Below are 13,835 nucleotides of genomic sequence, written 5' to 3' on the forward strand. Positions count from 1 at the left end.
ACCCGGCTCCCACATTAAAGCGGAGCAAAAGTGATTGAATGAGTCACACCGTGTCATATGCAAATGCAATTATAGGATAACGTCTAATTCTGGTATAATACGTTTAATTATAGAGCCCTGTTCTGTACTATGTATGACCCATCCAAGATTGGTTGACCAAGGATGGGGAGTCGGAACGGGATAGTTCGGATGGAGGCATATAAAGATGAGTGCAGCTTTGACAGTAGTCGGTCTTGGATCTGGAGATGCAGATCAGCTAACGGTAGGAATCATCAAAAAAATGAAACATGCAGCGACGCTGTATGTACGCACACTGGATCATCCCGTGTTGAATGATCTCAAGCAGGAAGGGTTGGAGATGACATCCTTCGATGCCATCTATGAGGCGAAGGATTCTTTTCCGGAAGTGTACGACGAAATTGCAGATCGACTGATTGAGGCCGCACGCAAGGGCGAGCCGGGTACCGAGATCGTTTATGCCGTGCCAGGGCATCCCATGGTCGCTGAAGCGAGTGTACGCCTGTTGAAGGAGCGCTGCCCAGAAATGGGCATTTCGCTGCGCGTTATGGGTGGGGAAAGCTTTCTGGATGAAGCGTTTATTCGTCTTGGATTCGATCCGATTGAAGGTTTTCAGCTTCTCGATGCCAGCAGTCTGAATACGGAACTGGTGCAACCGCAGCTTCATACCTTGATTGGACAAGTATATGATGTGTTTACCGCTTCCGACGTAAAACTGTGCCTGATGGACGTTTACCCTGACGATTATCCGGTATTTGTCGGACATGCCTTGGGTGTACAGGGACAGGAGATCATACACAAGGTGCCGCTGCATGATCTGGATCGGATTGAAGGGTACGGTAATCTCTCATTGATATATGTGCCCAAGAATACGGATGACGCGCTTCGTCGGCGCTCCTTCGCACGACTGCATGAAATCGTGAATATCCTTCGCAGTCCAGGTGGCTGTCCATGGGATCAGGAGCAGACCCACCAGTTGATTCGTAAAAACCTGATTGAGGAAACCTATGAAGTCATTGAAACGATTGATGAAGATGACCCTGATCACATGAAGGAAGAGCTGGGCGACCTCCTGTTGCAGATTTTGCTGCACTCCCAGATGGAAGAAGAGGTTGGCACATTTAACGTGTACGACGTTATCGAAGGGTTGAACGACAAGCTAATTTTCCGTCATCCGCACGTATTCGGTGAACAACAGGCAGAGAATGCGAATGAAGCGTTGCAAAACTGGGAACAGATGAAGGCAGAGGAGAAAAAGCGCAAGGGACAGGATCTACAGCAGACTTCTGTGCTAGACGGTATTCCCCGCGACTTGCCTGCCTTGATGAAAGGGTACAAATTACAGAATAAAGCGGCTAAAGTTGGCTTCGATTGGGATGACGTGGAAGGTGTCTTTGCCAAGATTGAGGAAGAGCTGGCAGAGCTAAAAGAAGCAGTGCAGCATAACCAGTCTGCGGAAGAACGGAAGCTGGAACTGGGCGATTTACTGTTTGCAGCTGCCAATGTAGCGAGATTTATTGATACCGATCCAGAGGAGGCGCTTGCCGCCACCAATCGGAAATTCATTCAGCGTTTCCAGTATATTGAGGAGCGTCTGCGTGAACAGGGAAGAACTCCATCAGACAGCAATTTCGATGAAATGGAGCAATACTGGCAGGCAGCGAAGAAGGCTGGATTGTAAAGGGTTCTGGCATTTTGGGCGCTGATCCGATATCATTAGTTGCATCATGCGTATCGTGTCGTCGAAGCATCTCGGGTGCGGTTGCACGAGAAACCGTGTGATTAATGCAGAGGCGTTTCGGGTACTGGACTTAGACTGTTCTTGGGCAGGACCGACAAAAAGTGAAAAAAGTCGAAGACCGAGGCAGGATTTCAGATGCCAAGCCAGAATACATGTGTAGTAACCTTGCGCGGAGCCAGCAGCAGCAGATCTGTTGTCACGGATTCGCAGATACTTTTTTTTCAATTTGGGAGGCTTTTAAAAATGAACAAAACAGATCTGATTAACAACATTTCCACCAAAAGCGGTTTGACTAAAAAAGACGTTGAGTCCGTATTGAACGGCTTTTTGGGAGAAATTACAGATGCACTTGCCAGCGGAGACAAAGTACAACTGATCGGCTTTGGCACTTTTGAGACCCGCAAACGTTCCGGTCGTACCGGACGTAACCCGCAAACAGGGAATGAAATCGTGATTCCTGAGTCCACCGTTCCTGCGTTTAAAGCAGGCAACAAACTTAAAGAAGCCGTAAAATAATGCGTCTTGATAAATTCCTGAAGGTCTCCCGGCTGATCAAACGCCGCACCGTAGCCAAGGACGTTTCCGAACAGGGACGTGTGCTGGTGAACGGACGTGAAGCGAAGCCAAGCGCCGCTGTCAAAGTGGGCGATGAGCTTACGGTTCAGTTCGGTCAAAAGCTGGTCACCGTGAAGGTGGAACGTCTTGCCGAGAGTACCAAGAAGGATGAGGCGAGCAGCCTCTACACCTTGGTTAAGGAAGAGCCGATCGCCAAGGATAACGGTCTGAACTGGTAACAGGGATGCCTGATATACTTTTATACACATTCATTGCAAAATGAAAAGAAACGCCTTTCCCGTATAGGGAAGGGCGTTTTTGTGCTCAACCGTTATCCGGACATTTGCTTTCATACAACCTTGGTTCTATTCTGCACTTCTGGTCCATAAGCTAGGGTTAAGAAGGAGGGGTACATGCCATGGTTGAGCAAAGTAAGACGAAACAGCATCATCTGAGCATGCAGAATCGGAAACTGCTGGATCTGACGGGTGTCTCCAATGTGGAGAGCTTCGACAGTGAGGAATTTTTGCTGCAAACTGAACTTGGGCATCTGACCATCCGGGGGCACAATTTACATATCAAAAACCTGAGCCTGGAGGACGGTTTGTTATCCATCGAGGGCACTGTCAGTTCTCTTCAATATCTGGACCCCGGTTCTCAGTCCAAAAACGGTAAAGGCCTGTTCGGCAAGATGTTCCGATGAGTCCGGATACTCAATGGATCACATTGATGTGGATGCTGATGTCGGGAGCCGTGATGGGGATGGCCTACGACAGTTACCGGGTACTGTCCGGTCAGCTACGGTTCCCGAGATGGAGCGTCCACACGCTAGATCTGTTGTATTGGGTCGCTTCCGCGCTGTTCGTCTTCCGGATGCTGTACGCCGGAAACCACGGACAGCTGCGGTTTTATGTCTTTTTGGGGCTGATTATAGGGGTTTGCTTCTATTTTTGGCTTTTAAGTGTTACAACCCAGCGTTTTGTGGTAATGTTAATTAAACTCGCAAGAACGCTGATTCATTGGTGTGGACATATCCTTAACATCCTGATCGTTATGCCCGCTAAAGGACTTTACAAGCTAGTGCGTGTATTATTTGGTTTCGTACTCGCCATACTGTTATTCCTGGGTAAGCTGGTGCTGCAATGTTTGGTACCTTTCGGCAAGTTGTTCCGCTGGATGTTTAGGCCAATCCTGAAACATTGGGTTACGCCACACTTCCTGATCCGTGCGGGTTCAAGTATCGCAGCGATGTGGAAACGCTGGTTTTAAGGAGGTCCGATAATGGGTAAAACACCTATGAACAAATCAAAAGCTCCAGCAGGCCAAGGAAAATCTGCAGGTGCCAAAAGGCGTCTCATGCTATGGATGACCTTTATGGTTGTGTTTATCATTTGGGCAGGATATACGTTCCTTGTGCAGACTGCGCAAATTTCGGACAAGAGTTCTCATCTGGCTGCCCAGCAATCTTCAAAGGAAGAGACGTTGAAGAAGCTGGATCAATTGAAGTACGAAGTCAGTCGGTTGAAGGATCCCGAATACATAGGACAGCTGGCTCGGAAAAAAGGATACTATCTGCCTGAGGAAACACCAATTCAGGTTGAAGAGTCAGGGAACTGATGTAATTTGGCTCATTATCGAGCAAGGATTGTTATCTATATGTCTGAAGCCGTTATACCGGAAAAAATAGGCTACCTTAAGGGGTAGTGCTCAGTTGACCTTGGTTTGCGGCATAAGGTATAATTAAATTAGCACAGCATTGATTTTGGCATTCAAAAAAATCGGGTTGTATATTTTTAAGGGAGGATCATTTTATTCTATGGCAATTGAAGTGGGCACCAAGTTAGAGGGCAAGGTGACAGGCATCACGCATTTTGGAGCATTTGTGGATCTGTCAGGAGGTGTCACGGGTCTCGTTCACATCTCGGAAATCGCCGACAATTATGTCAAAGATGTCAACGACCACCTGAAGCTTAATGACCTCGTTACCGTTAAGGTCATCAACGTTGACAAGGATGGCAAGATTGGGCTTTCCATTAAGCAAGCTGTTGACAAACCGGTTGAGCAACAAACACAGTCCAGACCCCCAAGAGCTCCTAGACCGGAACGCAGTGGAGGAGATCGCGAACGATTCAGCGGTGGAGGCCCAAGTGGTGGCCAAGGCCGTGGAGGCGGTGGCGGTGGTGGTGGTTTTAACCGTGACCGCGGAGGCCGTTCTTTCAAGCCCGCAGCAGGCAAACCTTCATTTGAGGATAAAATGTCACGCTTCCTGAAAGATAGCGAAGAACGAATCTCTTCGCTGAAGAAGAACACAGAAGGCAAACGTGGTGGCCGTGGAGCCAAACGCGTGTAATCTGGTTCAACCTGATTTAAAATATAAGAAAAACCGTTAGCCTTGGGGCTGACGGTTTTTTTGCGTTTGTTTTTAATTTTGGAGTTTAACCGTTCAGATATAGACAATTAACTGGATTCATAGCCGTTTTTGTAAAGTGAAGCTCCATATCCCCAGTTTTTCTGCACAAGAAAAAAAGTACATAAGAACATTTGTCGTCTACCATTTTTTACCGACAGGTTTCCGTGGCATTCCACAGGTATCCTGCTCAAATCGTGGCGAGGACGAAGCGCGTCCGGTTCAAAATCAGACAAGTGCCTTGTCGGCAAGGGTTATGGCAAATGTATGAAACCACAATAAGGCCGGGGGTTTCGCACCACCGCGCCGCGTCTGTTTCTTTTGTCGTAAAGTTTTTGGACCCTACCCACCAATTGTGACAAACTACGTCTTCTATTCTATCTATAATCAGAACCATCGAGAACGAAACACGAAAATTAAATTAATCGAATGGGGTGCCTTGAGGATGATGGAAAAGTGGAATGTCATTCAATTTCCGGGAATGAAAGCTGGTAAAGGAGGTACAGAAGCTCGGGAGGAGCTGTCGGTACGTCTCAAACAGTGGATTAGCTCCCGCAAGGCCGTCCAGATCGTTGCTGCACGTAAATGGGTGCTGCTTCTTACCTTTATGGGATTTTTGCTAGGTAAGGCCATGATTCTGAATGAATTATCACCCTTTGCGATTGCTTACTTTGCGGTTATCGCCTTCATGCGCAGGGATTACATTATTCCGGTAGGAGCTGCGTTGCTGGCAGGAAGTCTCTTCGCCCCGTTTCCGGTACCTCTGATTGTTGCTTCGGAGCTCGCTATCTTCTATCTGTTGTTCAGAGGACTGGAGTCTTATGACCGCGCTGAATTATCTTATGCGCCAACGATGGTGTTTACGACTACTTTTATGGTCAAGTTATTCGCCGTCGTTATTGGGCCGTCTTTCAGCTGGTACGCCATGCTAATGCTCACGATGGATTCCGTACTCAGCTTTGTGCTTACCTTAGTTTTCATACAGGCCATACCGATCTTCACGTATCGCAAAAAAAAATTCAACCTAAAGAACGAGGAGATCCTCTGTCTGATCATCTTGCTGGCCTCCGTGATGACGGGGGCGGTGGGCTGGACGATCCAGTCCCTGTCTGTAGAGCATATGCTCTCTCGTTATCTCATTCTAATCTTCGCGCTGGTGGGCGGAGCCCCCCTCGGAGCATCGGTTGGGGTCATTACTGGTCTCATTCTGAGTTTGGCCGATATGTCGGCGGTATATCAGATGAGTCTGCTTGCTTTTGCTGGCATGCTGGCGGGTATGCTCCGGGAAGGAAAACGTGCGGCGGTTGCTCTGGGCATGCTGCTCGGTTCCTCTATTCTATCCATATACCTGGGTGGACCGGGAGATGTCATGAACTCCTTATGGGAGACATGCGCAGCCATTGTTCTGTTTATGTTAACGCCAAAAAGTATGCTGACGGCCATCTCCAAATATGTTCCTGGCACTCAGGATCACACGAAATCGCAACATGAATATGCGAAGAGAATTCGGGATGTCACCGCAGAACGGGTTACCCGCTTCTCTCAGGTATTCCGTCAGTTGTCACGCAGCTTCGATCAGATGTCCGGCGCGGGGGAGCCGGTACAGAACGAAGGCGGGATGGAACACTTCATGAATGCCGTAGCCGAAGGCACATGTTCGGGTTGCTTTAAGAAGGATCAATGTTGGGATGCGAAGTTTATTCAAACCTATAAATACATGACGGACGTGATGAGTTCCATTGAAGCCAACCCGGAGATGTCAGGCAAGCAGATTCCGGTGGAATGGAACAGGGTATGTGCGAAACCGGAGGAGGTACTTGAAGTGATGCGTGCCCAGTATGGTCTGCATCAACATAACATGCAATGGAAACGTCAGATTATAGATAGTCGACAGCTGGTTGCAGAACAATTATCAGGGGTATCCCAGGTGATGGAGGACCTGGCGAAAGAAATTCAACGGGAAAGTGAGGAGATGGTACAACAGGAGGAGCAGATTCGGGATGCGCTTGAGTCGTTGGGTCTGTCCATACATTCTATTGAAATCATTAATCTGGAAGCGGGGAATGTGGAAATAGAGATTGTTCATGCCTATACACGCGGATTTGACGAGTGCCGGAAAATAATTGCTCCGCTGATCTCGGATGTACTGGACGAGCATATTGCCGTCTTGAATGAGACCATGCTCGATCCTCGCCAAGGGCTGGCGACAGTCACCTTTGGTTCTGCCAAAACGTTCGAGATAACAACCGGTGTTGCTGCTGCCGCCAAAGGGGGAGATGTGATGTCCGGGGACAGTTTCAGCACGGTTGAACTGGGTAACGGGACCTTTGCAGTTGCGCTTAGCGATGGCATGGGCAATGGCGAACGGGCACGCATGGAGAGCAGTGCTGCGCTAAATATACTGGAGCAGTTGTTACAGTCGGGCATGGATGAGAAGCTGGCGATCAAATCGGTGAATTCCGTTCTGATGCTGCGTTCTCCTGAAGAAATGTATGCAACAGTGGATATGGCTCTGATCGATGAATATACGGCAGAGACCACGTTTATGAAAATCGGCTCGACTCCAAGTTTTATTAAACGAGGGCAGGAGGTTATTCAAGTTTCGGCAAGCAATCTGCCGATTGGCATTATCAAAGATATTGAGGTGGATCTGGTAACCGTACAGCTTCAGCCAGGGGATGTTTTAATTATGATGACAGATGGTATCTATGATGCACCGGGGTATGCCGTCAATAAAGAACTATGGATGAAGCGGCTCATTCAGGAAATTGATAGTGATGATCCTCAGGAGGTAGCAGACTGTCTGCTTGAAAGTGTTATACGTTATCAGCAACATGAGATCTATGATGATATGACTGTAATTGTAGGCAAAATAGAACATTATCGCCCGGAGTGGGCCACATTGAGAGTACCCGGAATAAGCCGGATGGAGCGTCCGCGCACTGTCAGTTAATTGCATATTCCTCTGTTTGAAGTCTCTTCATTCTGGCAATGCTAGTCATAGAGTTGGAGAGTAACCCAAAACGGAGGGATATCGGATGAAACAAATCTTGTTGATCACCGACGGTTGTTCCAATGTAGGCCCAAGTCCAGTGCTGGCTGCGGCGGAAGCGCGAGAAGAAGGAATTACGGTCAACGTGGTCGGCGTTATTGATTATGGAACCATTGGTGAGTTGGGTAGTCGGGAGATCGAGGATATTGCCAAAGCCGGAGGTGGAATTAGTCAGATCGTAGGCACAAGACAGCTTGCCCATACGATGCAGATGATGACAAGAAAAACGGTGGTTCAGACCATTCAACAGGCGGTTAATAGAGAGTTAACACAAATTCTGGGAGAGCACGAGCCGAAAACGGTAACAGACCTTGAACCGGCAAAACGTGCGCAGGTCGTTGAAGTGATGGATGATATGGCCGAGACAACACCACTTCAGGTCGTGCTTCTCATTGACGTAAGTGCCAGTATGAAGCCGAAGCTTGCTGCGGTGGAGGAAGGGATTCGCGATTTAATGCTTAGCTTGCAGGCACGTATGGGTCAGAGCCATCTTTCCGTCTTTCATTTTCCTGGGCGCCATAGCGGAGAAGAAGCTGTCATGGATATCGACTGGACAGTTGACCCGAGCCGTGTTCGTTCACTATTTGGACGTTTGCAAATGAAGGGAGCGACGCCGACAGGTCCTGCGATTCAAAGGGTGATTGATTTTTACCGTTATGGTACACTGGAGGGACAGCAGGAAATAGAAGGGAACTATCGCATTGAAAGAGAAGGGATGCTCGGTGACAACGTTGTCTGACGCCTCTTTCCCGCCAGGAACAGTCATCACAGGGAAATGGAATCGCAGCCGTTATACGATTCGGAAGCTGCTGGGCAAAGGAGCCAACGGCATCGTTTTTCTTGTCCAGCGGGGTGAGAATGGCAAACATTATGCGCTTAAAATGGGATTTGACCCAGTAGATCTGCAATCGGAAATTAATGTGCTCAAATCTTTTCAATTACAGCGTAATCATGAGGCCCTTCGGCAGAGTGGCATTCCTTCTTATCTGAAAGATGTGGATGACTACGCTATTCGTGGTCGTGATATTCCCTTTTATGTGATGCGTTACGTTCGGGGGGAGTCTTTGCACCACTTCATTCGGCGTCAGGGAACGGACTGGACACTTCTGGTTGGACTCAGACTATTGCAAAAGCTGGCTCAATTGCATCAGGCTGGATGGGTGTTTGGCGATCTCAAACCTCAAAATGTACTGGTATCGGATTATGGGCAGGTAGAACTTATCGACTATGGCGGAGTGACTTCTATCGGCCGGAGCGTCAAGCAGTTCACTGAATGGTATGATCGCGGATTCTGGAATGCAGGCAGTCGAACAGCAGACGGTACCTATGATGTGTTTGCTTTTGCGCTATTATTGATTCATGTACTTGAAGCTGATGCACTCAAAGCGCTAGCTGCAGAGGGATTACCTCAACTGCGAAGTGTAAATCAGCTCACAGCTCTCGTGGAGCGCAGCGAACGTCTCCGCCCTTTTCGAAACTGGACTATTCAGGCATTACGAGGTCAATTTCAGGATGCCGGACACGCGGCTAAGGTCTGGAAAGAGATGATGGCACGCCCTTCTCCTCTTCGTCGCCGTTCCAAGAGTACAACTCCGCGTTGGCTCAAAAATGCATTTGCCGTCTCCGTTATATTACTTATTGGGGTACTCATCTATGCACTGCGATTCTGACCTGTGAGAGTGCATATACATAACGTAAGGAATGAGGAACAGGTATGGAAGCTTTACGCTGGAACAAGCTGGTGAATAACGTGCTGGATGCAGCGGAAGAGCATCAGTTATGGGTTCCCGGGGATCGGATTGTCGTCGCAGTATCGGGCGGACCGGACTCGGTAGCTTTTTTGCATATCATGCATGAGATCAGTACCAGGCATGTCCCGCTGGAATTGATCTGCGCCCATGTACACCATGGTTTTCGGATTGAATCCGATCATGAAGCCGAGATGATGAAGGAACTTGCGCACCGACTTGGCATTGCATTTGAATGGGTGAAGGCCGACGTACCTTCTTATATGAAGCTTACCGGTCAAGGCTCTCAGGAAGCTGCGCGCAACAAGCGATATGAGTTTTTGCATGAAGTGGCTGTCAAATACGATGCGGCGAGCATTGCACTGGCCCATCATGCCGACGATCAGGCAGAGACGGTTATGCTCCATTTGCTGCGAGGAAGTGGTCTTTCCGGACTCGCTGGAATGAAGTTTAAACGGCGAGAAAAAAATGTGGAACTTATTCGTCCATGCCTTCGTATAAACAAGACAGACCTTGTAGAAGCTTGTAATACCCAGGGTTTTCTGTATTTTAATGATGAAAGCAATTTCCTGCGTAAATATCGGCGTAATGCCATTCGCTTGGATGTGCTTCCTTTTTTGGGGCAATATAATGGACAGTTGACGCCGTCTTTGAATCGACTTGCCGAAATTGTAGGTGATGAAGACGATTTCATGGAACAAGGTGCATATGACGCATACAGGTGTCTAGTGCAGGCGAACGGCGGAAGGCAAACCTTTGAGGTGCCTTCCTTTTTGAAGTTACATGTCGCTTTACAACGAAGGTTGATTAAACTAATATTGAATTATCTGCCTTTGGACAGTGATTTTGTCGACTTTACCCGTATTGAGACCATTCGCCGCAAGGTAATTCAGCCTGACGCGACGACCTGGAGCCTGGATATAGGACAGACACTCGCCTGCACCCGGGAGTATGATCTGATCTCTTTCGGCATACGGACTGACGTACAGGATCAATCTTACGAATATCGTCTTGCTCAATGGAGCGGAACTTATGAGCTTTCTCTCGCGGAAATCGACCGGCATGTTCGGATCGTTCCGATGAGTCCCGAGGACTATCATGTACCGGAATCGGCGGATCATGCCGCATTTGATGCGGATCAACTGCTTATGCCGCTGGTTGTGCGTTCAAGGTTACCTGGAGATACCATGAAAGTGATGGGATTAAACGGAAGCAAAAAGGTGAAAAATATTTTCATCGATGAGAAAATTCCCCCATCTGTCCGTTCACGGGTTCCCGTGGTATGTGATGGAGCAGGCAATGTCATTTGGTTACCGGGTGTTCGCCGGTCTAGTGTAGCTCCTGTCAGGGAGGATACTTCCGCAATCCTGTACATGACTGTAGGCGATTCAGCGATTCAGGGGTAGTGGTTATGGTTCAGGTAAGGCTTTCATATGTATAACTTAGGAGGTTCGCACAGTTGCAGAACGACATTCAGGAAGTATTGATCAGTGAAGAAGAAATTCAGAGTAAAATCAAGGAATTAGGCGCAACAATAAGTGCCGAATATGCAAATCGCAATCCTTTGGTCATTTGTGTGCTCAAGGGTGCGTTTATATTTATGGCTGATTTGGTTAAGAACATTACGGTACCTGTTGAGATGGATTTCATGGCAGTATCGAGTTATGGCGCTTCCACCAAATCATCAGGCGTTGTTAAAATCATTAAGGATCTGGATGAATCCGTCGAGGGACGCGAGGTTCTGATTGTAGAGGACATTATTGATAGTGGACTCACGCTCAGTTATCTGATCGAACTCTTGCAGAACCGCGGTGCTGAATCCGTCCGTGTGGTTACGCTATTTGACAAGCCTTCAGGTCGCAAAGTCGAACTTGAAGCTCATTACACCGGCTTTGACATTCCGGACGCATTCATCGTTGGCTATGGTTTGGATTATGCCGAGAAGTACCGGAACCTCCCTTACATCGGGATTCTGAAACCGGAAGTTTACAGCAACTAATGCTTAAGCTAGTTCCAAGCCCATATCTGTTGGTGGCTTCTGTTGAGAAGCCATGTCGGGCTATGTTAAAATAATTAAAGTGTCTCGAGAGGAGGTAGGGGATGAATCGGTTCATCCGGAATTCTGGTTTTTATTTGATTCTTTTTTTAGTTGTGGTGGGGATAGTCCAGTTCGTCAGCAATGGCGGCGAAGCCACCGATAATCCTAGATATGATCAGTTGCGCACGGCAATCAAGGCCAACAACGTCTCTGAATTGACGGTTCAATTCAACGGTCAGACGTACCTCGTGACCGGTCAATACAGAAAGATACCTGACGGGGCCAAATCAGAAAATTTCTCAACGTATATTCCTCCTACGGATGAGGCGATTAGTGAGCTTGTAGCTGCAAGCGAAACGAACAATTTTGAATATCATCAGGAACCTATGAAAGGTGACAGCATCTGGTTGACGTTGCTGACTTCCTTTATTCCTTTGATCATTATGTTCCTGCTGTTCTTCTTCCTGTTTAATCAGGCTCAAGGCGGCGGCGGTAAAGTAATGAACTTTGGTAAAAGCCGTGCTCGTCTCTATAACGAAGAGAAGAAACGGGTTACGTTTGAAGATGTTGCGGGTGCTGACGAAGAGAAACAGGAACTGGTTGAAGTCGTGGACTTCCTCAAGGACCCTCGTAAATTCGCAGCAGTAGGTGCGCGGATTCCTAAAGGCGTATTGCTTGTAGGTCCTCCGGGTACAGGTAAAACCTTGCTCGCTCGTGCTGTTGCCGGTGAAGCGGGTGTACCATTCTTCAGTATTTCCGGTTCTGACTTCGTTGAAATGTTTGTCGGTGTCGGTGCATCTCGTGTACGTGACTTGTTTGAAAATGCGAAGAAAAACGCCCCATGTATCATCTTTATCGATGAGATCGATGCTGTAGGACGTCAGCGTGGTGCTGGTCTTGGTGGTGGTCACGACGAACGTGAACAAACACTCAACCAGTTGCTTGTTGAAATGGACGGATTCGGAGCCAATGAAGGTATTATCATCGTTGCTGCAACGAACCGTGCTGATATTCTGGACCCTGCCTTGCTGCGCCCAGGACGTTTTGACCGTCAAATCACGGTTGATCGCCCTGACGTGAGAGGTCGTGAAGCGGTTCTGAAAGTACACTCACGCAACAAACCACTCACCAAAGATGTGAAGCTGGACATTATTGCGAAGCGTACTACCGGATTCTCCGGTGCAGATTTGGAAAATCTCTTGAATGAAGCGGCATTGCTTGCGGCACGTCGTAATCGCAGAGATATTTCCATGCGTGAGGTAGACGAGGCGATTGACCGTGTTATCGTAGGTACGGAGAAGAAAAGCCGTGTCATCAGTGATCGTGAGAAACGTATCATTGCTTACCACGAAGCAGGTCACACCATTGTAGGTTACTTCCTGGAACATGCCGATATGGTACATAAAGTTACCATTATTCCGCGTGGACGCGCGGGTGGATATGTAATCATGTTGCCAAAAGAAGATCGTATGCTTGTAACCAAGCAGGAGCTGTTGGACAAAATAACGGGACTCCTTGGGGGCCGTGTTGCAGAAGAATTGTTCATTGGTGAAATTGGTACTGGCGCATACAGTGACTTCCAGCAAGCGACAGGTATTGTTCGAAGTATGGTTATGGAGTACGGTATGAGTGAGAAATTGGGTCCTATGCAATTCGGAAGTTCACAGGGACAGGTATTCCTGGGCCGTGATATTGGTCATGAACAGAATTACTCGGATTCCATCGCATATGAGATTGATCAGGAAATGCAACGCTTCATTAACGATTGTTACGAGAAATGTAAGGACTTGCTCGTAAAACATTCGAAAGAGATGCATCTGATCGCACAAACATTGCTCGAAGTGGAGACATTGGAAATGGATCAGATCAAGGAATTGATCGAGACAGGTTCCCTGACTCCAAAAAGTGAGAACAGCAATGATGGAGAAGGCACGCCTAGCGAAAGCGGAGAGGCGATCATCGACAACATCGGTGATGTACGCGTCCGTATCCAAGGCAAAGATGAAACGCCTGAGCCACCAGCCGGAGATATTCCTAACGAAGCTCCGAATCTGGACAAAGGAAACAGCAATGACCCGGATGATGGTGGAACGAAGCCAACGTCTTAATTTATAACAACCATCTGTTTATAGTGGCAGATGAACAAAGAGAGCCTTCGGGCTCTCTTTTTTTATATATTCCTTTAAATTGTATAGATAATGATAACGGGGAGCTATAGGGCGAACCACGTAGGAAATGGGCGGTTATGCCCTTGTTCTGGGGCGTTTTCATTTATT

Annotated in this window: 13 protein-coding genes; all 13 read left to right on the top strand. The window is 47.9% G+C overall.

The annotated features are described in order from the left end of the window. The first annotated feature begins 205 nt into the window (after positions 1-205). The 13 genes from yabN to ftsH all read left to right on the top strand — a co-directional run bounded on the left by yabN (position 206) and on the right by ftsH (position 13,667). Positions 206-1,699 carry a bifunctional methyltransferase/pyrophosphohydrolase YabN gene (yabN, locus tag PTQ21_RS05415; protein WP_274569074.1) on the top strand — a complete coding sequence of 498 codons (1,494 nt, stop codon included), beginning with the start codon at positions 206-208 and terminating at the stop codon, positions 1,697-1,699. A 303-nt stretch (positions 1,700-2,002) separates the two neighbouring features. Next, complete coding sequence (locus PTQ21_RS05420) at positions 2,003-2,275, top strand: HU family DNA-binding protein (protein ID WP_017691362.1); 273 nt, start codon at positions 2,003-2,005, stop codon at positions 2,273-2,275. Next, positions 2,275-2,553: an RNA-binding S4 domain-containing protein gene (locus PTQ21_RS05425; RefSeq protein ID WP_024633720.1), complete on the top strand. Its 279-nt coding sequence runs from the start codon at positions 2,275-2,277 to the stop codon at positions 2,551-2,553. Before PTQ21_RS05420 ends, PTQ21_RS05425 begins: the two co-directional genes overlap by 1 nt. A gap of 179 nt (positions 2,554-2,732) precedes the next feature. Next, entirely contained in the window at positions 2,733-3,017 is a 285-nt protein-coding gene (gene yabP, locus PTQ21_RS05430; RefSeq protein ID WP_053778920.1) for a sporulation protein YabP, read from the top strand. Continuing rightward, entirely contained in the window at positions 3,014-3,583 is a 570-nt protein-coding gene (gene yabQ / locus PTQ21_RS05435) for a spore cortex biosynthesis protein YabQ (protein ID WP_063567553.1), read from the top strand. The genes yabP and yabQ overlap by 4 nt, the downstream gene beginning before the upstream one ends. Positions 3,584-3,595: 12 nt before the next feature. Further along, the gene (locus PTQ21_RS05440) at positions 3,596-3,931 is read left to right on the top strand and encodes an FtsB family cell division protein (RefSeq protein WP_063567554.1); all 336 of its coding nucleotides are present in this window, start codon (positions 3,596-3,598) and stop codon (positions 3,929-3,931) included. 199 nt (positions 3,932-4,130) lie between these two features. After that, on the top strand, positions 4,131-4,664 hold the full coding sequence (locus PTQ21_RS05445; protein WP_063567555.1) for a S1 domain-containing RNA-binding protein: 534 nt from the start codon (positions 4,131-4,133) through the stop codon (positions 4,662-4,664). Between the two features lie 502 nt (positions 4,665-5,166). Then, the gene (gene spoIIE, locus PTQ21_RS05450; protein WP_274569075.1) at positions 5,167-7,674 is read left to right on the top strand and encodes a stage II sporulation protein E; all 2,508 of its coding nucleotides are present in this window, start codon (positions 5,167-5,169) and stop codon (positions 7,672-7,674) included. 85 nt (positions 7,675-7,759) lie between these two features. Further along, on the top strand, positions 7,760-8,512 hold the full coding sequence (locus PTQ21_RS05455; protein ID WP_064641402.1) for a vWA domain-containing protein: 753 nt from the start codon (positions 7,760-7,762) through the stop codon (positions 8,510-8,512). Beyond that, a complete protein-coding gene (locus tag PTQ21_RS05460; RefSeq protein ID WP_024633727.1) occupies positions 8,496-9,443 on the top strand; it encodes a serine/threonine protein kinase in 948 nt (315 codons plus the stop codon). The genes PTQ21_RS05455 and PTQ21_RS05460 overlap by 17 nt, the downstream gene beginning before the upstream one ends. A gap of 44 nt (positions 9,444-9,487) precedes the next feature. Continuing rightward, complete coding sequence (gene tilS / locus PTQ21_RS05465) at positions 9,488-10,927, top strand: tRNA lysidine(34) synthetase TilS (RefSeq protein ID WP_274569076.1); 1,440 nt, start codon at positions 9,488-9,490, stop codon at positions 10,925-10,927. 53 nt (positions 10,928-10,980) lie between these two features. Further along, positions 10,981-11,520, top strand: a complete 540-nt coding sequence (hpt, locus tag PTQ21_RS05470; RefSeq protein WP_024633729.1) for a hypoxanthine phosphoribosyltransferase — start codon at positions 10,981-10,983, stop codon at positions 11,518-11,520. A 101-nt stretch (positions 11,521-11,621) separates the two neighbouring features. Further along, positions 11,622-13,667, top strand: a complete 2,046-nt coding sequence (gene ftsH / locus PTQ21_RS05475) for an ATP-dependent zinc metalloprotease FtsH (protein ID WP_063567558.1) — start codon at positions 11,622-11,624, stop codon at positions 13,665-13,667. Positions 13,668-13,835 lie beyond the last annotated feature (168 nt).

Source organism: Paenibacillus marchantiae, from assembly GCF_028771845.1.
Taxonomy (GTDB): domain Bacteria; phylum Bacillota; class Bacilli; order Paenibacillales; family Paenibacillaceae; genus Paenibacillus; species Paenibacillus marchantiae.

Bases quoted from the DNA above. Each gene is read 5' to 3' on its own strand.
- yabN (WP_274569074.1), top strand. From the start codon at position 206: ATGAGTGCAGCTTTGACAGTAGTCGGTCTTGGATCTGGAGATGCAGAT.
- PTQ21_RS05420 (WP_017691362.1), top strand. From the start codon at position 2,003: ATGAACAAAACAGATCTGATTAACAACATTTCCACCAAAAGCGGTTTG.
- PTQ21_RS05425 (WP_024633720.1), top strand. From the start codon at position 2,275: ATGCGTCTTGATAAATTCCTGAAGGTCTCCCGGCTGATCAAACGCCGC.
- yabP (WP_053778920.1), top strand. From the start codon at position 2,733: ATGGTTGAGCAAAGTAAGACGAAACAGCATCATCTGAGCATGCAGAAT.
- yabQ (WP_063567553.1), top strand. From the start codon at position 3,014: ATGAGTCCGGATACTCAATGGATCACATTGATGTGGATGCTGATGTCG.
- PTQ21_RS05440 (WP_063567554.1), top strand. From the start codon at position 3,596: ATGGGTAAAACACCTATGAACAAATCAAAAGCTCCAGCAGGCCAAGGA.
- PTQ21_RS05445 (WP_063567555.1), top strand. From the start codon at position 4,131: ATGGCAATTGAAGTGGGCACCAAGTTAGAGGGCAAGGTGACAGGCATC.
- spoIIE (WP_274569075.1), top strand. From the start codon at position 5,167: ATGATGGAAAAGTGGAATGTCATTCAATTTCCGGGAATGAAAGCTGGT.
- PTQ21_RS05455 (WP_064641402.1), top strand. From the start codon at position 7,760: ATGAAACAAATCTTGTTGATCACCGACGGTTGTTCCAATGTAGGCCCA.
- tilS (WP_274569076.1), top strand. From the start codon at position 9,488: ATGGAAGCTTTACGCTGGAACAAGCTGGTGAATAACGTGCTGGATGCA.
- ftsH (WP_063567558.1), top strand. From the start codon at position 11,622: ATGAATCGGTTCATCCGGAATTCTGGTTTTTATTTGATTCTTTTTTTA.